Annotated in this window: 18 protein-coding genes, 1 tRNA gene and 1 other RNA gene; 8 read left to right on the top strand and 12 right to left on the bottom strand. The window is 73.1% G+C overall.

Going from position 1 to position 22,061, the window contains the following annotated elements; genetic code table 11:
* Positions 1-89 precede the first annotated feature (89 nt).
* Together ACFT32_RS23860 and ffs are read right to left on the bottom strand one after the other, a co-directional pair.
* The gene (locus ACFT32_RS23860) at positions 90-2,567 is read right to left on the bottom strand and encodes a DNA polymerase III subunit gamma and tau (protein WP_382492559.1); all 2,478 of its coding nucleotides are present in this window, start codon (positions 2,565-2,567) and stop codon (positions 90-92) included.
* 46 nt (positions 2,568-2,613) lie between these two features.
* Positions 2,614-2,712, bottom strand: an RNA gene (gene ffs, locus ACFT32_RS23855) — signal recognition particle sRNA small type.
* A gap of 72 nt (positions 2,713-2,784) precedes the next feature.
* Between ffs and ACFT32_RS23850 the strand changes: the two genes are divergently transcribed.
* A tRNA-Ser gene (locus ACFT32_RS23850) sits at positions 2,785-2,872 on the top strand.
* 89 nt (positions 2,873-2,961) lie between these two features.
* On the opposite strand, the gene ACFT32_RS23845 is transcribed toward ACFT32_RS23850, so the two are convergent.
* From ACFT32_RS23845 to ACFT32_RS23810, 8 genes are all read right to left on the bottom strand, one after another.
* Positions 2,962-4,584, bottom strand: coding sequence for an amino acid ABC transporter substrate-binding protein (locus ACFT32_RS23845; protein WP_382492557.1), 1,623 nt, complete (start codon positions 4,582-4,584; stop codon positions 2,962-2,964).
* Positions 4,585-4,588: 4 nt separating this feature from the next.
* On the bottom strand, positions 4,589-6,799 hold the full coding sequence (locus ACFT32_RS23840; protein ID WP_382492554.1) for a hypothetical protein: 2,211 nt from the start codon (positions 6,797-6,799) through the stop codon (positions 4,589-4,591).
* A gap of 185 nt (positions 6,800-6,984) precedes the next feature.
* Positions 6,985-7,449, bottom strand: coding sequence for an MSMEG_6728 family protein (locus ACFT32_RS23835; RefSeq protein WP_382492551.1), 465 nt, complete (start codon positions 7,447-7,449; stop codon positions 6,985-6,987).
* A gap of 7 nt (positions 7,450-7,456) precedes the next feature.
* On the bottom strand, positions 7,457-10,006 hold the full coding sequence (locus tag ACFT32_RS23830) for a SpoIIE family protein phosphatase (RefSeq protein WP_382492548.1): 2,550 nt from the start codon (positions 10,004-10,006) through the stop codon (positions 7,457-7,459).
* A gap of 156 nt (positions 10,007-10,162) precedes the next feature.
* A complete protein-coding gene (locus ACFT32_RS23825; protein WP_382492774.1) occupies positions 10,163-11,989 on the bottom strand; it encodes a copper resistance protein CopC in 1,827 nt (608 codons plus the stop codon).
* Between the two features lie 221 nt (positions 11,990-12,210).
* Complete coding sequence (locus ACFT32_RS23820) at positions 12,211-12,684, bottom strand: cupin domain-containing protein (protein ID WP_382492546.1); 474 nt, start codon at positions 12,682-12,684, stop codon at positions 12,211-12,213.
* Positions 12,681-13,289 (bottom strand): GNAT family N-acetyltransferase, encoded by a 609-nt coding sequence (locus ACFT32_RS23815; protein ID WP_382492543.1) that lies wholly within the window; start codon positions 13,287-13,289, stop codon positions 12,681-12,683. The genes ACFT32_RS23820 and ACFT32_RS23815 overlap by 4 nt, the downstream gene beginning before the upstream one ends.
* Positions 13,282-15,375, bottom strand: a complete 2,094-nt coding sequence (locus tag ACFT32_RS23810; protein ID WP_382492540.1) for a penicillin acylase family protein — start codon at positions 15,373-15,375, stop codon at positions 13,282-13,284. Before ACFT32_RS23810 ends, ACFT32_RS23815 begins: the two co-directional genes overlap by 8 nt.
* Positions 15,376-15,468: 93 nt before the next feature.
* Between ACFT32_RS23810 and ACFT32_RS23805 the strand changes: the two genes are divergently transcribed.
* The 4 genes from ACFT32_RS23805 to ACFT32_RS23790 all read left to right on the top strand — a co-directional run bounded on the left by ACFT32_RS23805 (position 15,469) and on the right by ACFT32_RS23790 (position 17,431).
* Entirely contained in the window at positions 15,469-16,191 is a 723-nt protein-coding gene (locus ACFT32_RS23805) for a siderophore-interacting protein (protein ID WP_382492772.1), read from the top strand.
* A 47-nt stretch (positions 16,192-16,238) separates the two neighbouring features.
* Entirely contained in the window at positions 16,239-16,832 is a 594-nt protein-coding gene (locus ACFT32_RS23800) for an HhH-GPD-type base excision DNA repair protein (RefSeq protein ID WP_382492538.1), read from the top strand.
* Between the two features lie 70 nt (positions 16,833-16,902).
* Positions 16,903-17,229 (top strand): hypothetical protein, encoded by a 327-nt coding sequence (locus ACFT32_RS23795; RefSeq protein ID WP_382492535.1) that lies wholly within the window; start codon positions 16,903-16,905, stop codon positions 17,227-17,229.
* A gap of 70 nt (positions 17,230-17,299) precedes the next feature.
* On the top strand, positions 17,300-17,431 hold the full coding sequence (locus ACFT32_RS23790; RefSeq protein ID WP_382492532.1) for a hypothetical protein: 132 nt from the start codon (positions 17,300-17,302) through the stop codon (positions 17,429-17,431).
* A gap of 35 nt (positions 17,432-17,466) precedes the next feature.
* Here ACFT32_RS23790 and ACFT32_RS23785 read toward each other — a convergent pair whose 3' ends face one another.
* Positions 17,467-19,077, bottom strand: coding sequence for a helicase HerA-like domain-containing protein (locus ACFT32_RS23785; RefSeq protein WP_382492530.1), 1,611 nt, complete (start codon positions 19,075-19,077; stop codon positions 17,467-17,469).
* A 105-nt stretch (positions 19,078-19,182) separates the two neighbouring features.
* Between ACFT32_RS23785 and ACFT32_RS23780 the strand changes: the two genes are divergently transcribed.
* The gene (locus tag ACFT32_RS23780; protein ID WP_003999914.1) at positions 19,183-19,479 is read left to right on the top strand and encodes a type II toxin-antitoxin system VapB family antitoxin; all 297 of its coding nucleotides are present in this window, start codon (positions 19,183-19,185) and stop codon (positions 19,477-19,479) included.
* Between the two features lie 130 nt (positions 19,480-19,609).
* A complete protein-coding gene (locus ACFT32_RS23775; RefSeq protein WP_382492769.1) occupies positions 19,610-20,227 on the top strand; it encodes a LytR C-terminal domain-containing protein in 618 nt (205 codons plus the stop codon).
* A 40-nt stretch (positions 20,228-20,267) separates the two neighbouring features.
* Here the strand turns inward: ACFT32_RS23775 and upp are convergent, their stop codons facing one another.
* Positions 20,268-20,903: a uracil phosphoribosyltransferase gene (upp, locus tag ACFT32_RS23770; protein ID WP_189727300.1), complete on the bottom strand. Its 636-nt coding sequence runs from the start codon at positions 20,901-20,903 to the stop codon at positions 20,268-20,270.
* A 107-nt stretch (positions 20,904-21,010) separates the two neighbouring features.
* Between upp and ACFT32_RS23765 the strand changes: the two genes are divergently transcribed.
* Positions 21,011-21,244, top strand: coding sequence for a hypothetical protein (locus tag ACFT32_RS23765; protein ID WP_382492767.1), 234 nt, complete (start codon positions 21,011-21,013; stop codon positions 21,242-21,244).
* Positions 21,245-22,061 lie beyond the last annotated feature (817 nt).

Raw genomic sequence — 22,061 nt, 5'->3', positions numbered from 1 at the left:
CGGGCTTCCGAAGGGGGTGGCGGTGTGGGCTTGGAGGTTTCTCCGAAGCGGGGTGTCTCCGACTGGGTGGCTCGGGCTCGTTCGTGCGGTTACGGCTCGTTCGTGAACTCGTCCACCACCGTCGCCCCCAGCTCCCGGACGATCAGGTCCTGCCCGGAGAGGGCCGACTCGTCGAGGTCGGGGTCGTCGTCCTCGGGGATGTCGTCCTCGACGGATACGGACCGCGGCTTCGGGGCGGAGGGCTGGGGAGCGGGGGCGGACGAGGCGGGGGCAGAGACGGAGGCGGGTGTGCTCGACTGCTGGGCGGGGGCGGCCGGGGCGGTCGACTGGGCCGGGGCGGGGCGCTGGGCGGTTGCCGTACCGCCGCTGCCGCCGCTGCCGCCTCCGGCGTTGTAGCCGCCACCACCGGAGCTGTGGCTTCCGCCGCCGTAGCCACTGGCGCTGCCGCCGGGACCGCCGCCGTGGCCGCCGTTGCCTCCTCCGAAGCCGGAGGGGCCGCCGCCCTGAGCCGGGGGCGCGGAGCCGCCGGAGGGGTCGACGATCGCCTCGATCTTCCACTGGACGTTGAACTGCTCGCCCAGCGCCTGCCGCAGCACGTCCTCGCTGCCGCTGCTCAGGAAGTTGTCCCGCGCCCCCGCGTTGACGAAGCCGAGCTGGAGGGTCGTGCCGTCGAAGCCGGCCACCTGGGCGTTCTGGCTGAGCAGGATCCAGGTGAAGCGTCGGCGGTTCTTGACGGCCTCCAGGATGTTCGGCCAGAGCATGCGGGGGTCGAGACCGCCTGCGGGTGCGGCGCCGGGGGCGGCCGCTGCGGGGGCCGAGGGGGCCGGTGAAGGCGCCGGTGGGGTGCTGGCGGTGGGGGTGCTCGGCGCGGGTGGGTTCGCCGCCGGGGCGTTGCCTGCCCCGGTGTTGGAGGCGGGCCCGCCCGGGGCGGCCGTGGGCCAGCCGCCGGGGCGACGGCCGCCGCTGCCCGCGGAGGCGGCGGTGGGCCAGGCGCCCGGGGCAGGGGCCGCGGGGGTGGTTGCGGGCGTCGTGGGCGCTGGGGGTGCCTGGGACGGTTCGGGAGGCTGGGGCGGCTGGGCGTGCCCACTGGTGGCGGGGCCGGGGGCGGGGGCGGCCGGGGCCTGCTCGGCGGGGGCACCGGGGGACCCACCAGGGGACCCCGGGGCACCGGGAGCGTCGGGGACGTACCCGGCCGCAGCAGCCGTGTCACCACCACCGCCACTATCGCTGCCGCTCCCGCCGGTGCTTCCGCTCCCCGGTGCTCCGGAAGCCCGTACGGCCGCACGGGCCGCGGCCGGGCCGCCACCGGGCGGAACCGGAGCAGCGGCCGCTGCCGCCGCTCCACCATGCCCCTCGGGCCCGGGCACGTATCCCATAGCGGGCATGCCGGAGGGTGCCGCGGAGAAGTTCACGCCGCGCTCGATGCGGTCCAGGCGGGCCATGACGGACCGCTCGTCGCCGTAGGCGGCGGGGAGCAGGACGCGGGCGCAGATCAGCTCCAGCTGGAGACGGGGCGAGTTGGCGCCGCGCATCTCTGTCAGTCCCTCGTTGACGAGGTCGGCGGCCCGGCTCAGCTCGGCGGGGCCGAAGGTGCCGGCCTGGGCCTGCATACGCTCGACGACATCGGTGGGGGCGTCGATGAGCCCCTTCTCCGCCGCGTCCGGAACGGCGGAGAGGATCACCAGGTCACGCAGCCGCTCCAGCAGGTCGGTGACGAACCGACGGGGGTCGTTCCCGCCCTCGATGACGCGGTCGACGACCTCGAAGGCCGCGGCTCCGTCGCCGGTGGCGAAGGACTCGACGACCGAGTCCAGGAGGGAGCCCTCGGTGTACCCGAGCAGGGCGGTGGCCATGGCATACGTCACACCGTCCGCCGCGGCGCCGGCGAGCAGCTGGTCCATGACGGACATGGAGTCACGCACGGAACCGGCACCGGCCCGCACAACGAGCGGGAGCACACCGTCGTCGACCGGGATGGTCTCCTTCTGGCACACCTCGCCGAGGTAGTCCCGCAGGGTCCCGGGCGGGACGAGCCGGAAGGGATAGTGATGGGTCCGCGACCGGATCGTCCCGATGACCTTCTCGGGCTCGGTGGTCGCGAAGATGAACTTGAGATGCTCCGGAGGCTCCTCGACGACCTTCAGCAGCGCGTTGAAGCCGGCCGACGTGACCATGTGGGCCTCGTCGATGATGTAGATCTTGTAGCGGCTGCTCGCGGGTCCGAAGAAGGCCTTTTCGCGCAGGTCACGGGCGTCGTCCACGCCACCGTGCGACGCGGCGTCGATCTCGATGACGTCGATGGAACCGGGGCCGTTGCGGGCGAGGTCCTGACAGGACTGGCACTCACCGCACGGCGTGGGCGTCGGCCCCTGCTCGCAGTTCAGACACCGCGCCAGGATCCGCGCGCTGGTCGTCTTGCCACAGCCGCGCGGCCCGCTGAACAGGTACGCGTGGTTGACCCGGTTGTTGCGCAGCGCCTGCTGCAACGGGTCGGTGACGTGCTGCTGCCCGATGACCTCGGCGAAGGTCTCCGGGCGATAGCGGCGGTACAGAGCGAGAGACGACACGCATACGAGGTTATAGGCGCCCACTGACAACGGGCCCCGCCCCGGGAACGCAAACGCCCCCCACGCACCCGCCAGAGCCGACCTACCCTTGCTGCCTTCCGGCCCTGGGGGAGTTCAGTCAGATAGCGCCGCGTGGGGAGCTGCGCCCAGGCTACCTGATGTCAGGGGCAGGGAACGAGTTCGCGAGCACTCCTCCCAGTCATGTAATGTCTTCGACGGAGGATTCGCCTAGAGGCCTAGGGCGCACGCTTGGAAAGCGTGTTGGGGGCAACCCCTCACGAGTTCGAATCTCGTATCCTCCGCCAGTGCCTCACCGGGCACGATGTCGAAGGGCCCCACCGCTTGCGGTGGGGCCCTTCGACGTTGTCCGTTTCGGATGACCTCTCGGGGCGGATCAAGGTGTCGTGCTGGGGATCACGCAGTTCTTCGGTTGGGGTTTGCCCGTCGGCCAGCCGAGGCCGACGAATTTCAGGGTGCCTTCGCCTTTTCGGCCCGGGTCGAGTTCGACGATGGCGGCCGGTTTGTCGTAGGCGTTGCCGCCTGTGGTGAGGCAGATCAGGCCGCTGGTGGCCTGGACGCGGTGGCGGGACTGGAGGAGGGACCACTGGCGGCCGACGTCCTCGCGGGTGGGGGCGGTGGTCTCGGGGGCGCCTCGCTGGGCTTGGTGGAGGGCCTTGCCGATGGTGATGAGGCCGTCGTAGACGAGCATCGTGCGGGAGTCGTCCAGGTTCGGGGTGGAGCCGAGTGTGATGCCCTCGCGTCGGGTGGCGGTGATCTGGTTCCTGAGGATGTCCAGCGCCGCCTTCGGTTCGGTGAGGTATTGGGGGAGGTCCGCGGTGGGCGGCTTCTTCCTATGGGTTGCCGTGTAGGTCTTCGTCCACTTCGTCAGTTCCGTCGCCCAGGCGTCCGGGTGTGCGGGGGCCGCGTACTGCACCGTCACCTTCGCTCTGCCGTCGTCGCCGCGGAGCTGGGACCAGTCCTTCTCCGTCATCGCCTGGCGCAGTGAGGCCGCGTCGGAGCCGCTGACGATGGTGTAGTGGCGGTTCTCGCAGCCCACCTGGGCGAGCTTGAGGGCGAAGATTCGCAGGTGGAGCGTGCGGCCCGCGAAGTAGATCGTGTCGGCCTCGGAGTCGCAGATGTTGTTGGCCGTCTGGGTGAACTGGTTGCCGGTCGAGCCCGCCTCGTCGATGGACGGAGACTCGAAGGACATCGCGGCGGGGCCGGCCGGGCCCTTCTCCTTGATCCTGCTGAACGCCCTGGCCAGCGACTCGTTGTAGCCGTCGGGGCGTTTGTCGTAGACCAGGACCGTCCTGAGGTTCCGGCGGCCGCGTTCGCCGTTGAAGTTGGCCAGGGCCTGGGCCGCGTCGTTGTTGGTGGGGAGGATGCGGGCCAGGCCGGGGAAGCGCAGTTCGGCCATGCCGTCGGCCCGGTCCTCGTTCGCGATTCTGTCGCCGCTGATTCTGGCCGCCAGGACCGGGATCCGGTTCTCCGTCAGGCGTTTCACCGCCGCCTCCGTGGCGGCGAGGCTCAGATTGAAGCCGGTGACCGCGCGCAGCCGGTCCTCGGGGGAGGCGGCCATGCGCAGGAGGGTGTCCACGACCTCGGCCTGACGGCCGTAGGCCTGACCGGGGTTGGCCAGCACCAGGCGGATCCTGGGTGGTTCGCCCTCGCCCTCGTTGGCCTGCCGCTGTCCCAGGTAGGCGCCCTGGAGGTCGCTGCGCATCTGCCGGCGCAGGGCCTCGCGGTCCGACTGGAGCGGCAGCATCATCGCCACCGTGACATGCGGCTGGTTCGCGATCCTCTGGTTCTCGCGTGCGATGGCCCGGGCCACGTCGGCGATCTCCGGGGTGCCGAAGTCGTAGCCGTCGCCGTTGACGCCGACGCACTCGTCCTCGATCCGCTCGACGCCGTCGGCGCAGGTGTCCGGCCTGCCGAGGAGGGCGGTGGTGAGGGCCACGCCTGCCACGATCGCCCCTACGAGGAGCACCGCGTAGAGGATCTTCCGCCATCTGGGCATGCCGTCATCTCCTTCGCCGGAGCTGTTCGGTGCAGGTGCAGCGCAGCAGGGGCTGTTCGTTCTCCGCCAGGCCGCTCCAGTCCGTCGCCGTCCTGCTGAGCCGGCCCGCGCCCTCGAAGTCCATGATCGAGAGCAGGTCCAGCAGCTTGGCCAGCGTGCGGGCCGTCTCCTTGCCGGTCGGCCTGGTCCGCTCCTCGCACAGCCACACCGCGTGCAGCAGCTGGTCGACCGTGCGGCGCAGGGGTGGGCCGTCCGCCCCCACCAAGCCCTGGGCGCGCTCGCGCCGGGCGTCCGCCCCGCCCGGGTAGGGGGCTTGGGCGATCTCCAGCAGGTCCGCGCACCAGGCGCCGGGGCGGCCGGGGAGTGTGGCGGCGAGGTGGCTGACGACGTCGTCCGCGCCGCCGGACACCAGGTGGTGGTTCATCCGGTGGGCGGTGAGCGAGCGGAAGGCGCCGTCGCTCCCGGCGCCCCCGATGCTCCCGTTGCTCCCGTCGCCCTGGGCGTCCGGCGGTTCCCCCGCCGCGCGTTCCGCGTAGTGGTCGCGCAGCAGATGGTGGTCGGCGTACCAGGCGGCGCCGCCGGGGCGCAGTCCGTAGAGCTGGTGCACCAGCAGCTGGCGGAGGCCGAAGTCGCCGATGAAGTGGCGTTCGCAGGCGGGCCATCCGGTGTCGGTGAGCAACTGGGACACGTGATGGGCGGTCAGGTGGTGGACGTGGCCCGACTGATGGTGGCGGAGCAGGACGTCCGCGCACTCCGTGTCGTGGGCCACCGACAGGTGGGAGAGGAGGTCCAGCCACTGGGCCCGGTGCTCGGTGGGGAGCCGTACGGGTAACTGGTCCAGGATCAGTTCGCGGAGCAGGACGTCCGCGACCGGGCGTTCGGGGGTGTCGTCGCCGGGGAGCCGCAGCGGGGCGTCCAGGATGTCGCGGTCGTTGGCGTCCGCCGGCATACGGAAGGCCGCCGCGGCGGCGGACAGCCGGATCACCGTGTGCGGACGGCCGCCGCTCAGCCGGGCCACGGCGGCGTCGATACGGCGGCGGTTCGTGCCGCCCTCCGGCTCGGCGCGCTGCTGTCTTCGTACGGTCTCCCGGCGGAGCTGGTCGCCGGTGAGCAGCGGCATCCGCAGCAGGACCACGCCGTCGGCGAGGGGTGCCCGGTCCGCGGCCTCGTCCGTACGCCGGGACCAGACCGGCGGGGCACCGTCGGCCGGCCGGTACTCCGCCGGGGGCGCCGCCTCCTCGGGCGGCAGGCCGCCGTGCAGGAAGGCGCCGCCGTCAGGACGGCGTGCCGTGCCCACGATCACCACGCGGTCGCGCTGCCCGGCCCGGCGGTCGGTGAGTACGGCGCGCAGCAGCCGCTCGCCGAGGGGCGACTCGGCGTGGTCCAGCAGCATCGCCGGGCGGCCGACCCGGCGGAGCCAGCCCGAGGGCGAGGCGTACGCCGCCTCCAGGTCCTCGCGCAGGGCCCGGAACAGGAAGCTCTCCGCCACCTCCCGTGCCTCGCCGCCGGCGCGGAAGTCGGCGGCGAGGATGCGAAGCCCGATCCTGGGCTGGCCGGCCGCGCCGGGATAGGCGCCGTAGAGCCGCTCCAGTTCCGCCCTGCCCCGGGGGGCCAGTCGCTGGAAGAGGGCGTCCAGCAGGGCGTTGCTCACGGCCGCCGAGTACGGGTCGAGCGCCTGCCCGTACAGGGTCATCAGCAGGTTACGGATGGCGCCGCGCAGCACGCCCCGCCAGAAGTCGCCGGTGACCAGGCCGCGCAGACGCTGCTTCTGGGCCAGGCCCTCGTAGCGTTCGGCCTCCGTCGCGACCGCCTCGGGCGTGCCCTCCGTGACGCCGGTCGCGATCATGGCCAGGCCGGGGAAGAGCCGCGGGAAGGCGAACGAGCCGCCCGTGCCCTGCCAGGTGCTCAGCCGGCGGGCGACCTCGACCAGGGCCTCGGTCGTGGCCGAGCGGGCGCCGGGCTCCGGGTCCGCGCGGTCCGCGTACACCGGCGAGGCGCAGTCCAGGTGGATCACCGGCACCTTGGCGGCGAAGCGGTCCCGTACGGCGCGCAGCAGACGGCCCTTGCCCATGCCCGGGCCGCCGGTGAGCAGGACGACGGGCAGGTCGGGGCCGTACAGCGGATCCCGGCCGGCCCCCGCCGGCGTCCGTCCGAGCAGCCCCGCGAAGAAGCCCTCCTCGCCGAGGAGTTTCTCGAACCCCAGTTCTTCACACACGGACCCCCCATGGAGTGCCTGCCCGCCCGGGGGCGGGTGACCCGTGACCGATGTGCCAGAAACGATCCAGTGGAACACGGAACCTCTGGCCGGACAACGGGATCCGCACGGAAGGGAGTTGCCGATGATCGCGCGGACCGCGGCGGGGGCTTCACCCCTCCGGCGGTCGCTTGCCGGCGCCCCGGTCAAGTCCGGTCCGACGTGGGCCAGACGTAGGGCAGGTCGTCGGGGACCCCCGGGAACAGCTCCGCGTACGTGGTCGCGTCCTTGCGGACCAGGGCCGAGCGGTGGCTGCGGTGGAAGGTGTCGTCGCCCAGCCAGGGCGGCAGTTCGCCCTCGGCGGCCAGCAGGGGCTGGTCCCGTACCGGCGCGTGGGGGCGGGTCGCGGCGAGGTCCGCGACGAGGGTGGCGGCGCAGGTGTCCTGATGGCCCTGCTCACGCCAGACGCGGCAGATCTCCAGGCCGTAGCGGACCAGCGCCTCCTCGTAGCCGGCCCACATCCGCACGGCCGGATGCCTGCGCCACCCGTAGTCCGGTACGACCAGGCCGCGCAGCACCTGCAGCGCCTCGACCCGCTGTTTGCCGAGCCGGCGGCGGTCCAGGACCAGGGCCGACTTCCGGAAGCCGGGGTAGGGAAGGAAGGTCTGCACTCCGTCCTCACGGGAGAGGCATTGTCTGTTCCGCCCAGATGGTCTTGCCCGTGGCGCTCTGCCGGGTGCCCCAGCGCTCGGTCAGCTGGGCGACGAGGAGCAGGCCGCGGCCGCCCTCGTCGTAGGAGCGGGCACGTCGCAGATGGGGAGCGGTGTTGCCGCCGTCGGAGACCTCGCAGATGAGGGTCGTGTCATGGATCAGACGGAGCTGGATCGGTGGCTCGGCGTGGCGGATGGCGTTGGTGACGAGTTCGCTGACGACCAGCTCGGTGACGAAGACGGCGTCGGACAGCCCCCACCTCGCCAGCTGCGCCACCACGTCCTTGCGGGTCTGGGCGACGGCGGACGGGTCGGCCGGCACCGCCCAGGTGGCGACGTGGTCCGAGTCGAGCGCGCGGGTACGGGCGATCAGCAGGGCCACATCGTCGGCCGGGCGCCGCGTCAGCAGGTCGGACAGCACCGTGTCGCACAGGGCGTCCAGCGAGGTCGCCGGGCGGGCGAGGGCCTCCCGCAGCCGGTGGACCCCGGCGTCGATGTCGCGGTCCCGGTTCTCGATCAGGCCGTTGGTGTAGAGGGCGAGCAGGCTGCCCTCGGGGATGTCGATCTCGGTGGCCTCGTAGGGCAGGCCGCCGACGCCGAGCGGGGGCGCGGCCGGGAGGCCGACGAGGTCGACGGCGCCGTCGGGGCTCACCACGGCCGGCACGGGATGCCCGGCACCGGCGAAGCAGCAGCTTCGCGACACGGGGTCGTAGACGGCGTACAGGCAGGTCGCGCCGACGTCGGTGGAGGTTCCCGGGTGGCCGGTGGTGTCCCGGAGTCCGGTGGTGTCCCGGAGTCCGGTGGTGTCCCGGTGTCCGGTGGTGTCCGGGTGTCCTGAGGCCTCCCCCTCGCCCTCCTCGTCCTCCTTGTTCAGCCGGGCGACCAGGTCGTCGAGGTGGGTCAGGAGCTCGTCGCACGGCAGGTCGATGTCCGCGAGGGTGCGTACGGCCGTGCGCAGCCGCCCCATGGTCGCCGAGGCGTGCAGGCCGTGGCCGACGACGTCGCCGACGACCAGCGCCACCCGCGCGCCGGAGAGGGGGATGACGTCGAACCAGTCCCCGCCGACGCCGGCCCGGCCGCCCGCCGGGAGGTAGCGGGACGCCACCTCGACCGCGGCCTGCCGGGGCAGCCGCTGGGGCAGGAGACTGCGCTGGAGGGTGACCGCGGTGGCACGCTCCCGGGTGTAGCGGCGGGCGTTGTCGATGCTCACGGCCGCCCTGGCCGCCAGCTCCCCGGCCAGGACCAGGTCGTCGTGGTGGAAGGTCTCGGCGCTGCGGTACCGCATGAAGAAGGCGACGCCCAGGGTGGTGCCACGTGCGGCGAGGGGCACGGTCATCACCGAGTGGATGCCGAACGCCCGGACCCGGGCGGCGCGGACGCGGTCGCGTGCCAGCCACGCGGCGAACTCCGGGTCGGACACCTCGTGCAGGGAGGGCCGTCCGGTGCGCAGACTCTCGAAGGGCGCCGAGCCCGGAGGGTAGGTATCCACCTGGCCGGGCGCCACGGCCGACTCCGGTGCCCCCGGAGTCACGGACCGCAACGCCACCCGCCGCAGCCGCAGCGGCCCGTCCGCCGGAACGGCGTGCGCGGGCGGTTCGGCCACGTCGTCCAGCGCCTCCAGCAGATCGACGCTGCCGAAGTCGGCCAGGGCGGGGACGGTCACGTCCGCCAGCTCCTGGGCCGTACGCGTCACATCCAGGGTGCTGCCGATGCGCCGGCCGGCCTCGGCGATCAGCTGGAGCCGCTTGCGGGCCCAGAACTGCTCCGTCATGTCGTGCGCGGAGAGGCAGACGCCCTGGACGGTGCCGTCGTGGTCCCGCAGCGCGGACAGGAAGACCGACCAGGCGTGCGCGTGCTCCTCCCCGGGGGCGCGCAGATAGTTCTCCTGGTACTCCGGCTCGCCGGTCCGCAGCACCCGGGCCATGCTGCGTTCCGCCCGCTCACCGGCGTCGTCGTCGATGATCTCGGACACGCGCAGCCCCAGCATCTCCTCCTCGGTGAGCGCCGTGGAGCGTTCCATGTCGGCGTTGGCCCGCCGCAGTCTCAGCCGGGTGTCATAGATCGCCAGGGCGCAGCACGGGGACTGGGCGAAGCTCCAGCTCACGAGGGATTCGTCGAGGCCGGCCCGCGGCTGCCGGCCGGTCAGGGCGGAGACGATGAGCCAGGCGCGGGGGCCGGTGCCGGGCTCCCGGTGGTGGGCGAGGATCCTGACCGTCAGCTTGCGGCCGTCGCGGTGCCGGAGCGCGACGTCGCCGTTCCAGCGGGGCAGCCCGGCGAGGGCCGGCATGCCGCCCCGCACGGGGATCGGCTCGGCCAGCAGATCCGCGGCGCGGCGGCCGGTCATCTCTCCGGGCCCGTACCCGAGGAGCTGCTCGGCGCCCGCGTTCCAGCCGGTCACCGTGCCGTGTTCGTCGAGGGTGATGCGGGCGGTGAGGGCCTCGCCGCCGACTGCTGCGAGGGCTCCGGGTGCTTCTCCGAGCGACCGGCCGGCCCGGCCGACGCTGACGGGCTGATCCATGATCGGTCATCTCACTCTCGGGGTGAATGAGCCGTAACCCCGGACAAGCGCAATTATCACCTGGTTACCCCGATTACGGCCGGTATCACCGTGCGACCACCGGCTGGGAACGGAGCGGGCCGAGCAGGTTCACGTCCCGTTCGACAACTGCTGCGGCTAGGACGCGATCCGCACCCGCTTCGACACCGTCACCTGGTCCACGTCCGACACCCGCACGGTCGTCTTCATCGTCCAGGTCCCGGGGAGGGGCAGATTGACGGAGTTGGTGCCCCAGTAGCCGCCCATGTCGTTCAGTTCGGCGTCGATCGGGCCGACCTTCCGGGAGGGCAGGGTGAAAGTGACACGGACCTCGGGGATGACGATCAGGCCCTTGTCGGAGCCGTAGACCACGGCCTGGACGCCGTTCTCTCCGACGCGGGCCGGGTCCAGGGTGACCTGCACCGTGCCGCGGCCGGTCACGGAGTCCGTGCCCGTGTCGTAGGGCACCGTGACCAGGGTCGTGGGCGGCAGCGTGCCCGCCGGGGCCTGCTGCGCGGCCTCGGCCTGCGCGCGGCCCGGCAGCGTGGTGGTGAGCAGGGTCGTGATCAGCAGCACCACCGCGGCGACGGCCACCTCGATGAGGACGGAGCGGCGCAGACCGCGCCGCAGCACGTCCCCGTCCCCCGATTCGGGTGACGGCGCCTCCGGCCGCTCCGGCTCCCCGGCGTCCGGCGTCCCGGGCTCTTCGGTCGCTTCCGGCGACGGCGGGGCGCCGACCGGCTGCGCGACCCGTTCGCGTACGGCCGCCACGGCCGCCACCGTCCGGGTGGTCGCCGGGGCCGCGAGGCGGGCCGTCCAGCGGCGTGAGTACCCGGCCGCCAGCACCAGCACGGTCACCGCGACCAGTTTCGCGAGCAGCAGCCGGCCGTACGACGTGCCGGACAGCGCGGATACGGAGCCGAGGCCGCGCCAGGACTGGTAGACGCCGGTGACGACCAGGACCGTCACCGAGGCGAAGGCGATCCGCGAGAAGCGGGGCACGACCTGCGTCAGGTCCTCGCCGGACGAGCGGCGCAGGGTCAGGAGCAGTGCCACGAGCCCGCCCAGCCAGACCCCGGTCGCCAGCAGATGCAGCACGGACGACGTCATCGCCAGCGGCACCTGGATCCCGGCGGAGGCGTGCTCGGCAGCCGCCCAGGTCAGGGCCAGTCCGACGGCCAGGGGCGTGCCCGCGGCCAGCGCCACGGGATCCCGGCGGTCCCGTCGGTCGCGGCGCCTGGACAGCCACACCAGGAAGCCGGCGGTCAGCAGGAGAACGGCCAGCCTGGCGAGCAGGGCCAGGCCCGGACGGCTGGTCAGGGTGCGGCTGAGGGCGTCGGCGTCGAAGGCCGCCGCCGGGCCCGCGCCCGCCTCGTACGGGGCGCGCAGCAGGAGCAGGACGACCGTCGAGCCCAGCAGCGTCCACCAGGCCGTCACCAGCGGCCTGCGCAGCGGGGACCTGTTCGCGGGACGGCACAGCAGCGCGAAGGCCGCCGCGCCGACGAGCAGCGCGGCGGCGAGGTAGGCGAGGTAGCGGGCGGCGTCGTAGAGGCCGCCGGTCAGCGGGTCCTCGTCCGGGCCGGTGTCGATCTGCGTGGTCGTGGCGGACCGTTTGCCGACGGAGAAGCTGAAGGCGCCGGAGACCGGGTGGCTGTCGGCGGACACCACCCGCCAGGCCACCGTGTAGGTGCCCTGGGCGAGCTTCTCGGGCAGGCCGACCCGGGCCGTGTCGGAGCGGCCGTCCGCGTGTGTGGCCTCGCCGGTGTGGACGCGGCGCTGGTCGGGGCCGAAGACCCGGAAGGAGTCGTCGAGCAGGCCTACGGATTCGGTGAAGGTCAGGGTGACGCTGCGGGGGCCTTGTTTGACGACGGATCCATCGTCAGGGGTGGTGGTGCGGAGGGCTGCGTGGGCCGAGGCGGGGGCTCCACTGAGGAAGAGCAGGACCAGCACGGTGCCGAGCAGCACCAGGGCTTGGAATCGCCGGGGGTGTCCGACATTGCGCTCCTCGTTCCGCCGTGGGTCCACGTGGTTCTCCGTGTTCGGGATTTCCGGCCTCGGGATACGTACGGATGGGAGTTGTCCGGCGCTCAGCGGGGAGGGTGGTTTGTGTTGTGTGGCGGCTGCGGGCGTGTGGGGGCTGTTCGCGCCCACGCGGCGGAGCCGCAAATCGATACAGCCCCGCGCCCCTAGAAAGCAGGTCGGGACAGTCCTGCGATCCGATCGGCCGCTGTCGGATAGCGCGCCGTCAGCTCCGCCTCATCCCCGTGTTCATAGCCCTCGAACGTGAAGCCGGGCGCCATCGTGCAGCCGAACAAGGTCCACTCCCCGTGGGTCCTCCCGCCCATCCACGTACCTGCCGGGACCGTGTACTGGACGTGCTGGCCGCCGAGGACGTCCGGGCCCAGCACCACCGTCCGCGAGCTGCCGTCCGGGGCCAGCAGGAGCAGCTCCAGGGGATCGCCGAGGTAGAAGTGCCAGACCTCGTCGGTCGGGAGGCGGTGGAGGGCGGAGAAGGCTTCCGTCGTCAGGAGCGCGACGATCGCCGTGCCCTCGGGTCTGCCGTCGGGGCGTTCGGGACCGGCCCAGGTCTGCCGGAACAGGCCGCCCTCGCGCGGGATCGGCTCCATTCCGTAATGGGCGATGAGCTCGTCGGGAGTCACCCGGGGAAGAGTACTTCCCGGTCGAGGAAGGCGAGCTGTGCCTTCTTCTCCGGCAGGTACACGTCGGGGAGGTCGATCTCCGGCAGGACGACCACCGGCCCGGCCGTGAAGCCCAGTTGCAGGAAGCGGGTGACGGCCTTCTCGTTGCGCACGTCCGGGTCGACGACGACCCGCCGCCGGTCCAGGCCCAGCAGGACGTATGCGGCGATGGACGCCACCAGCCGGGCCGTCCAGCCGGAGCGTGTGCCGCCCGGGCCGGCGGGGGCGAGCAGCAGGTGGACGCCGATGTCGCCGGGCCGGACGTCGTAGCACTCGCTGACGCGGTCGGCCTCGGGCTCGTAGGTCTGGAGGAGGGCGACCGGCTCGCCGTCGCGGACGACGAGGTAGGCGTGGTGGGTGGTGAGGGTGTCCAGGTGGGCGTAGGTCTCGGCCACCTGCCGTTCGGTGAGGCCGTTCATGCCCCAGAAGGCGGCCCGGTCCTCGTGCACCCAGCGGTGGATCACGGCGGCGTCGGCCTCCGGGTCCAGCGGCAGGACGCGGACGGTGCCGAAGCCGTCGGCCGCCTGCTCGTGGACGGCCGTGCGGGAGGCGTACGGGTCAGACATCGGTTTCCTTCTTCAGCAGGGTCCAGTCGGTGACGACCGGGACGAGGTCTCCGGCGAGCCACCGCGGGAGCTGGTCGCGGTGGTGGGGCGAGCCGGGGACGCCCGAGGCGCCGAGCGGGACCACCCAGCGGCTGTGGTCGCGCCGGGCCAGGTCCCATACGTAACGGGCCGCCGGGCCGCGGGCGGCGCGGTCGGTGAGGCCGGGGACGCCCGAGGTGCACAGCACGCAGTCGTGGTCGCCGGACAGCGCGGGTTCGTCGTACGGCGTCTCCGGGTGCAGCGGTCGCCAGGGGGTGAGGCGGTGGGTGTCGCCCCAGACGCCGGCCGGGGGCCGCCCGGCCACCTCCTCGACCGCCGCGCGGACGGCCGCCGGGCGGTCGATTCCGTACAGGTCCTCGGCCCGCAGCAGATGTTCGAGGGCGAAGCCGACGCGCGGGAGGAGGGCCAGCCAGGGCTGGAACACCTCCGGGTAGGCCGGGGGTGTGGCGAGCGCGGCGAAGGCCGGGTGCGCCGCCAGGTTCCGTACGACCGCTCCGCGCACGGCCGCGTAGCAGGCCGCGTCGGCGCTGCCGGCGTCCATACGGCGGTCCCAGGAGAGGAGCCGGTCCCGGAGGGCGGCGGCCTCGGGGGTGAGGCCGTCGAGGGCGCGGAGGTGGTCCAGGAGGGGGCCCGCGGAGGCGAGGTAGGTGTCCGTGTGGATCGCGGGCATGTCGGCGGCGGACCAGCGCTTCTTGCGGGAGAGCAGCTCGGCGATGCGGCCGGCCCGGTGCGGCGGGGCGAACTCGACGCCGAGGGGTGCGGCCGGGCCGCGCTGGTTGGCCATGACGGCGACGCCGTCGGTGAGCCCGGCGCGGGGCGTCTCGTGCCGGCCCGTCCACTCGTGGCCGGGCTCCCAGGCGGGCACGACGCGCACGCGGTTGGACTCGGCGCGCAGCGGCACCCACCCGGCCACGCGGTGCAGCACACCGCCCTCGGTGTCGGCGGCCTGGACGACGTTGACCGGCTCCGCCCACCGGTCGAAGGCCCGGTCGACGTCCCCCACCCGGCGGGCCCGCAGCAGCGGCAGCAGGGCGCCGAAGCCGAGGTCGCCGGTGACGCGGGGCGGGTAGCGCAGGCTGATCGCCACCGGCACGCCCAAGGGGTCCGCAGGGTCGCCGTCGAGGCCCTCGGGGCCGCCGATGACCAGCGGGCCCCGGCCGGTCTCGATCACCTCGACCTCGACCGGCTCCTCGCCCGCCACCTCGACGGTCTCCGTGTGCCGGGCCGCGCGGTGCCAGACCCCGTCCGGGCCGAGGGCCTCCACGCCGGCCCCGGTGCGCCGCAGCCGCTCCCGGTAGAGGTCCTGGTAGTCGGCCATGGCGTTGGTGATGGCCCAGGCGACGGAGCCGGTGTGCCCGAAGTGGGCGATGCCGGGGACCCCGGGGACGGCCAGGCCCACGACGTCGAACTCCGGGCAGGACAGGTGGATCTGCTGGTAGACGCCCGGGTCCTCGATCCAGCGGTGGGGGTCGCCGGCTATGACCGCCTGCCCGGTGACGGTCCGCGCCCCGCTCACCAGCCAGCCGTTGCTGCCCGAGGTGCCGGGGCCGTCGGTGGCGAACAGGCCGATGGCGTCGGCGTCCAGGTGGTTCAGGGCCTGCTCGCGCCAGAGCTTGGCCGGGAACCCGGCGAAGAGGATGTGGGTGGCGAGCCAGACGCCGAAGGGGGTCCAGGGGTGCCAGGGCCCGGGGGTGAGGCCGGTGCGGGCGAACTCGGGGGCCGCCGCCGCCCCTTCCGCCAGCCCCGCGTTGACCCCGTCGACGTACGCCCGGACCCACTGGGCCGTCTCGGGGTCCCGTCTCTCCAGCTCCGCGAAGCAGCGTCTGGCCGTGTCGTCGAGTCTGGCCCGTCTGGCGAACCGGTCCCAGGCCAGGGCGCTCTCGCCGAGGAAGGACGCCGAGGTGCCCTGGGCGCGGTGCCGCTCGACCTCGAGCTGCCAGGCCCGGTCGCGGGCGGTGACGCGGCCCTGCGCGTGGGCGAGTTCGGCCGCGCTGCCGGCGCGCAGATGCGGAATGCCCCAGGCGTCACGGTAGATCTCGGTGGCCACGCTGTGCTCCTTCTGTTCTTCAAGCCAGGCATTTTTAGGTTAGGCTTGCCTAAGTCGATCGTGGCGGAATAGTACGTGAAGGGTGAACAAGCGATGGGGCAGGGGCGGGGTTGGGAAGGCGCGGTCCTCAAGCTGCTGCGCGCGAAGGATTTCGTGTTCACCGTGACCGGCGCGGAGGACGTCACCCCGGACTACCGGCGGCTCTCCTTCACCGACGGCGGTCTGCTGGCGGCGACCGGCGTCCACCCGACCATGTGGGTCCGGCTGTGGTTCGACAACGCGGGAAAGCCCCACCAGCGGGCCTACACCCTGGTCGACCCGGACCCTGAGACCGGCACCTTCAGCCTGGAGTTCGCCCTGCACGAGGGGTGCGCCAGCGACTGGGCCAGGAAGGCCGAGCCGGGCGACACCGTCGACGCGACCGTCCAGGGCACCGGCTTCGAGCACCCGAGCCCCGCGCCCTCGCACGTCTTCGCCGTCGGCGACCCCGCCTCGCTGCCGGCCATCAACTCCCTCCTGGACGCCCTGGGTTCCGCCCCCGCCACCGTCTGGTTCGAGGGCGGCGACGACGACCTGCCGTTCCGCACCGACCCGGCCCGCCACGAGCTGCGCAAGGTGCCCCGCCAGGACTCCGGCGCCCAGCTGGTCGACCAGGTGAAGGCGGACCTGCCCGGGCTGCTCCAGGGCGCCTCCGACCCGTATGTCTGGATCGCCTGCGACACGGCGACGACCCGGGCCCTGGCGGCGTACGTACGCAAGGAACTGGGCCTGCCCAAGCAGCGGGTGCACGCGCTGGGGTACTGGCGGGCGTCCTAGAGCACTGCGGGAGCGCGGCCGGGCCCGGCCCGGGGGATGATCGGGGCATGGACGTCACCCTTCACCTCGCCCAGGACCCCGAGGCCGACGCGCTGCTCGGCCGCAGTCCGCTCGCCGCACTGGTCGGGATGCTGCTGGACCAGCAAGTCCCGATGGAGTGGGCGTTCAAGGGTCCGGCGACGATCGCCCAGCGGCTCGGCACGGACGACCTGGACGCGCACGAGATCGCCGCACACGAACCCGAGGCCTTCGCCGCGCTGCTCTCTCAGAAGCCGGCCGTGCACCGCTACCCGGGCTCCATGGCCAAGCGGATCCAGCAGCTGTGCCAGTACCTCGTCGAGCACTACGACGGTGACGCCGAGGCCGTCTGGAAGGACGTCGGCACCGGCAAGGAACTGCTGAAGCGGCTGGCCGGACTGCCGGGCTTCGGCAAGCAGAAGGCCCAGATCTTCCTCGCCCTGCTCGGCAAGCAGCTCGGGGTGCAGCCGGCCGGATGGCGGGAGGCCGCGGGCGCTTACGGCGAGCCGCAGTCCTTCCGTTCCGTCGCCGACATCACGGGGCCCGAGTCACTGGTCAAGGTGCGGGCGCACAAGCAGGAGATGAAGGCGGCGGCCAAGGCGGCGAAGGCCGCCGGCCAGTAACGCCCCCGGGCGTCAGCCACGTGGCCCGCCCCAGGTGGCGGGCCCCTCCGGCCCGGTCCAAGCATGGATCATGACGGTCCCCCGCGGTACCCGCCGGACCTCATGGCCGCGGGTGCTCGTCCTGCTGCTCGCCCTGCTCGTGCCGGGCGCGCACGCCGAGGCGCACACGGGGTCGACGGCCGCCGCCGTCTCCGGGGAGAGCACGGCCGTCGAGTGCGACATCCTCGACACCGTCCTGCGCCCGTCCGCCCGGGCCGCCCGGCGCACCGCCGTCCCGCTGCGCCCCGCCCCGCTCCCGGCCCCCGGGCCCGCGCACACCGCGCCGCGCCCCTCGCCCGTACCGCCGGGCCCGCCGCCCGCCCCTCGCCCCCCGCGTTCCGAGGTCCTGCGCTGCTGACCGGACCGGACACCGGTCCCTCAGCCCCGCACGGAACAGGAACGAAGAAGAGGAACGACGAGGAAAAGCCATGCTTCAAGACCCGTACGCGGTCCTGCGCGCCCTGCTGCGCGCGGAGGCCGCCCGCAGCACCCCCAAGCCCCATGCCAAGCCGGACCCACGGAACCCGCAGCAGCACTCGAAGGAACGCGAACGCGGCTGATCCACCCACGGCGGCGGAAGCGGCACAGAGCAGAACTAGCGCCTCCGCCGCCCCGAACGCCGAGCCGTCCCGAACAGCGACCGAGTGATCTCCCGCCCGATCTGCGTCCCCACGGACCGGGCCAGGGACTTGAACACCCCGCTGCCGACCACCTGCTCCACGGCGGACGGCCGTTCTTCCGTGCGTTCCTCCACCGGGGCGGCGGCCTCCCGCATCTCGTCCGGCCCCTTCGCCCCGCGGCCGCCCCGCCCGCCCGACAGCCGCTCGTACGCCGACTCCCGGTCCACGGCCCGGGCGTACCGCTCGTACAGCGGCGACTCCTCCACCGCCCGGTCCAGGGCCTCCTGGCCGACCGGACCCATCAGGGACTCGGGCGCGCGCAGCCGGGTCGCGGCGACGGGCGTCGGGGCGCCCTTCTCGCTCAGCACGGTCACGACCGCCTCGCCCGTCCCCAGGTTGGTCAGCACCTCTTCGAGGTCGTAGGGGGACTTCGGGAAGGTCTTCACCGTGGCGTTCAGGGCCTTCTGGTCGTCCGGTGTGAAGGCGCGCAACGCGTGCTGGACGCGGTTGCCGAGCTGGGCCAGGACATCGGCGGGCACATCCTTCGGGGTCTGCGTCACGAAGAAGACGCCGACCCCTTTCGAGCGAATCAGGCGCACGGTCCGCGTGATCGACTCCAGGAACGCCTCGGAGGCGTCGTCGAAGAGCAGATGCGCCTCGTCGAGGAAGAAGACCAGCCGGGGCTTGTCGACGTCGCCCAGCTCGGGCAGATCGTGGAAGAGGTCGGCGAGCAGCCACATCAGGAAGGTCGAGAACAGCTGCGGCCGGTCCTGTACGGCGCTCAGCTCCAGGACGGAGACGGTGCCGCGTCCGTCCTCACCCGTTCGCAGCAACTCGGCCGTGTCGAACTCCGGCTCCCCGAAGAAGCCGGACGCGCCCTGCGCCTCGAAGGCCGTCAGGGACCGCAGGATCACCCCGGCCGTAGCGGCCGACAGACCGCCGATCGTCTTCAGCTCCTGGCGGCCCTCGTCCGAGGTCAGGAACGTCACGACCGCCCTGAGGTCCTTGAGGTCGATCAGCTCCAGGCCCTTGCCGTCGGCGTAGTGGAAGATCAGGGCGAGGGACTGCTCCTGGGTCCGGTTCAGCCGCAGCACCTTGGACAGCAGCAGCGGTCCGAAGCCGGTGACCGTGGCCCGGACGGGGATGCCGCGGCCGATGCCGCCGAGGGCGTAGTACTCGGCCGGGAACCCCGTCGCCGTCCAGCGCTGGTGGACGTCCTTGGCGCGGCCCTCGACCCGGGCGTCCGAGCGGCCGGGCGCCGCGATCCCGGAGAGGTCGCCCTTGATGTCGGCGAGGAAGACGGGCACACCCTGGGCGGACAGCTGCTCGGCGATGAGCTGGAGCGTCTTGGTCTTGCCGGTGCCGGTGGCGCCCGCGACCAGGCCGTGGCGGTTGAGCATCGCCAGCGGCACCCGGATCTGCGCGTCCGGCAGGCATTGCCCGTCCCACAGCAGGGCGCCCAGATGCAGGGCGGGTCCGGAGAAGGCGTAGCCGGAGGCGATCTTCAGGGCCTCCTGGGGGAGGGCGGCGGCGCGCTCCGACACTTCCGGAGCAGGGGCCGACGGCATGGTCTCGCGGTCCGGCATATTCACGCCCCTGTTCCGGTTCGTACCGCCTTGTGGGGTTTTTTTCAGCGTCGCACTACGGCGCCATGGCTGCGCCCGGAACGTCTTGCCCGGTAGGCTTTCCGTGTGATCTTCAAGCGCATCGGAAACGGCCGGCCGTACCCCGACCACGGCCGGGAAAGCACCCGGCAGTGGGCGGACGTCGCGCCGCGCCCGGTCCGCCTCGATCAGCTCGTGACGACCAAGGGGCAGCTGGACCTGGAGACCCTCCTCGCCGAGGACTCGACGTTCTACGGCGACCTCTTCGCGCACGTCGTGAAGTGGCAGGGCGATCTGTACCTGGAGGACGGCCTGCACCGCGCGGTGCGGGCGGCGCTCCAGCAGCGCCAGGTGCTGCACGCGCGCGTGCTCGAGCTGGACTGAGCCCCGCCGGTAACGGGTCGGCCCTTTCGGGTTCGGCTGGTCCGTCTGGCCGATGTCGAATGATCATCTAGTAGGCATCGTCGCCCAGGCGCACTACGCTGCGCTCATGAGCATGCTGACTCCCCCCGGCATGGGCGGCAAATACCGCATCACGGGCAACAAGCACCCCCGGATGCGCGGGCCCCGGCGGCGCGGCAGGCTCGTCGTCGTTGTCGTCGCCTCCGTCGCCGTGCTGGGCGTGGGCGGCTGGGGCACTCTGCAGCTCATCGATGTCTTCACCGGCGGCGGCGGAAAGGCTTCGGCAGCCGGCAACGGCACGGACTGCGCCCCCAGGACCAAGGCGAGCGCCTCACCCGCCGCCAAGGCGCTGCCCGAGCCGGGCACGATCACGGTCAACGTCTTCAACGCCACCACCCGCAGCGGCCTGGCGAAGAAGACCGCCGACGAGCTGAAGAAGCGCGGCTTCAAGATCGGCGACGTGGGCAACGCGACCAAGCAGTACGACAAGAAGGTCAAGGGCACCGGCGTGCTGCTCGGGCCCGCCGCCGCGCTCGACACCTCGCTGCCCGTGCTCGGCACACAGCTGCCGGACGCCGAACGGCGCACCGAGGCGGCGCGCAAGGATGCCGCCGTCGACCTCGTCATCGGCGACGGCTTCAAGGCACTGGCGAAGAAGCCGGACGCCGACCGGGCCCTGACCGAGCTGGCCAGGCCCGAGCCGGCGGCCACGCCGAAGAAGGGCTGCTGAGGGGCTTGGTGCGAGGGCCCCTCAAGGGCTCGGGGGTTTCTTACTCCGCCGCGCCGTACATCCGGTCGCCCGCGTCGCCGAGGCCCGGCACGATGTAGCCGTGCTCGTTCAGGCGCTCGTCGACCGAGGCGGTCACGACCGTCACCGGGGTGCCGGCCAGCTCGCGCTCCATGATCTCGACGCCCTCCGGGGCGGCCAGCAGCACCACGGCGGTCACGTCGTCGGCGCCGCGCTTGATCAGCTCCTGGATCGCCGCGACCAGCGTGCCGCCGGTGGCGAGCATCGGGTCCAGCACATACACCTGACGTCCCGACAGATCCTCCGGCATCCGCGTCGCGTACGTGGAGGCCTCGAGCGTCTCCTCGTTGCGGATCATGCCGAGGAAGCCCACCTCGGCGGTCGGCAGCAGCCGGACCATGCCGTCCAGCATGCCGAGCCCGGCCCGCAGGATCGGCACCACCAGGGGACGCGGGTGGGAGAGCTTGACGCCCGTGGTCGTGGCCACCGGCGTCCGGATGTCGACCTGCTCGGTGCGCACGTCGCGCGTGGCCTCGTAGGCGAGCAGGGTGACCAGCTCGTCGGCGAGACGGCGGAAGGTCGCGGAGTCGGTGCGCTGGTCGCGCAGCGTGGTGAGCTTGTGGGCGACCAGTGGGTGGTCGACGACGTGGAGACGCATGTCCACAACAGTAGCCGGGCCGGGTGACACGGGCCGCACGGCGTTCGACGGCGTCAATCGCCCGTCCGGGGGAAGGCGGGAAAGACGAACTGGGGGTGATGAGCCAGATGCCCGACCGGGATTTCCGAGAAGATCTGTCGCCGCGCGCATGGCCCGGGGCGGACCCGGCGGCCGGCCGGACGGACGAGCCGGACGTGTCCTCCGCCGAGCGCCGCCGACGCCGCGCCCGCTTCCTGCGCGACCTCGCAGAGGCCCGCGAACTGCGCGACCGAGTCCAGCCCCGCCGCGCCAAGACAGCCCGCCTGCGACACGCCATGCGCATGCGCACGTTCCGCTGGTGACACGGCCCTACGCCGGCGGGGGGACTGCGCGAGTACGCCGGCGGGGCCCACACCCGCCCATCGCGTACCGCCCACACGCGGGTCCGACCATGGCCCCCACCCGGCCGGGCTCACGGGTGCCACCCGGCCGGGTTTGCCGGTGACACCCGGCGGGTTTGCCGGTGACACCCGGCCGGGTATGCCCGGTGGGCCCCGGACGCGTCCGTCGGCAGGACCGCACGGGTACGCCCGTACGACCCAACCGGGTCATCCGGTGGAACCGGGACGCGTCCGCCGACACGGCCGCACGCATTCCGCCCGCGGAACCGGCCCGCTTTCTACGACGGGAGCCGCACGGGCCCGCCGGTGGCACCCGGCCGGGTATGCCGGTGAGCCCCGGACACGTCCGTCGGCAGGACGGCACGGGAACGCCCGTAGGGCCCAGTGGGGTCCGTCGGTGGGCCCCGGACGCGTCCGTCGACAGGGCCGGACGTGTCCCTCGGCGGAACCGGCCCGCGTCCACTGCTGGGAACCGCAGGCGTCCATCATGTCGGCCGCACGGGCCCGCCGGTGGCACCCGCACGGGTCTGCCGGTGGGGCCACGGGTTCGCTGCCAGGACCGCTGTGTCCCGCCCGCGAACCGGCCCGCGTTCTATCCGTGGACCCGCACGGGTCCGTGGGTGGCACCCGGACGCGTCCGTCGGTGTCGGCCGTACGGGTCTGACGGTGGCGCCCCCACGGGTCCGACCGTGGGACCGGACGCGGCCGGCCGCACAGGACCGCGCGCGGCCGGCCGTGGGATCCGCGGCGTGTTCCGCCCGTAGGAAACGGGTGAGGA

Source organism: Streptomyces sp. NPDC057002 (assembly GCF_042673825.1).
Taxonomy (GTDB): Bacteria; Actinomycetota; Actinomycetes; order Streptomycetales; family Streptomycetaceae; genus Streptomyces.
Note: the sequence above shows the minus strand (reverse complement) of the source record. Positions and strands in the feature narration are given on the sequence as shown.

Bases quoted from the DNA above. Each gene is read 5' to 3' on its own strand.
- ACFT32_RS23765 (WP_382492767.1), top strand. From the start codon at position 21,011: ATGCCCGACCGGGATTTCCGAGAAGATCTGTCGCCGCGCGCATGGCCC.
- ACFT32_RS23795 (WP_382492535.1), top strand. From the start codon at position 16,903: ATGACGGTCCCCCGCGGTACCCGCCGGACCTCATGGCCGCGGGTGCTC.
- ACFT32_RS23830 (WP_382492548.1), bottom strand. From the start codon at position 10,006: ATGGATCAGCCCGTCAGCGTCGGCCGGGCCGGCCGGTCGCTCGGAGAA.
- ACFT32_RS23785 (WP_382492530.1), bottom strand. From the start codon at position 19,077: ATGCCGGACCGCGAGACCATGCCGTCGGCCCCTGCTCCGGAAGTGTCG.
- ACFT32_RS23800 (WP_382492538.1), top strand. From the start codon at position 16,239: ATGGACGTCACCCTTCACCTCGCCCAGGACCCCGAGGCCGACGCGCTG.
- ACFT32_RS23805 (WP_382492772.1), top strand. From the start codon at position 15,469: ATGGGGCAGGGGCGGGGTTGGGAAGGCGCGGTCCTCAAGCTGCTGCGC.
- ACFT32_RS23790 (WP_382492532.1), top strand. From the start codon at position 17,300: ATGCTTCAAGACCCGTACGCGGTCCTGCGCGCCCTGCTGCGCGCGGAG.
- ACFT32_RS23775 (WP_382492769.1), top strand. From the start codon at position 19,610: ATGGGCGGCAAATACCGCATCACGGGCAACAAGCACCCCCGGATGCGC.
- upp (WP_189727300.1), bottom strand. From the start codon at position 20,903: ATGCGTCTCCACGTCGTCGACCACCCACTGGTCGCCCACAAGCTCACC.
- ACFT32_RS23845 (WP_382492557.1), bottom strand. From the start codon at position 4,584: ATGCCCAGATGGCGGAAGATCCTCTACGCGGTGCTCCTCGTAGGGGCG.
- ACFT32_RS23815 (WP_382492543.1), bottom strand. From the start codon at position 13,289: ATGTCTGACCCGTACGCCTCCCGCACGGCCGTCCACGAGCAGGCGGCC.